Annotated in this window: 1 rRNA gene; it reads left to right on the top strand. The window is 52.0% G+C overall.

Annotated features, from left to right (window positions below):
• A 16S ribosomal RNA gene (locus CVN76_RS02435) occupies window positions 1-321 on the top strand; the annotation flags it as partial.

Here is a 321-nt window from a genome sequence, read left to right as displayed (position 1 = left end):
GTCGTAAAGTTCTGTTGTTAGGGAAGAACAAGTACCAGAGTAACTGCTGGTACCTTGACGGTACCTAACCAGAAAGCCACGGCTAACTACGTGCCAGCAGCCGCGGTAATACGTAGGTGGCAAGCGGTGTCCGGAATTATTGGGCGTAAAGCGCGCGCAGGTGGTTCCTTAAGTCTGATGTGAAAGCCCACGGCTCAACCGTGGAGGGTCATTGGAAACTGGGGAACTTGAGTGCAGAAGAGGAAAGTGGAATTCCAAGTGTAGCGGTGAAATGCGTAGAGATTTGGAGGAACACCAGTGGCGAAGGCGACTTTCTGGTCT

Source organism: Bacillus sp. mrc49 (assembly GCF_002803435.1).
The sequence above is the reverse complement of the archived record's forward strand: the minus strand, read 5'-3'. Positions and strand labels throughout refer to the sequence as shown.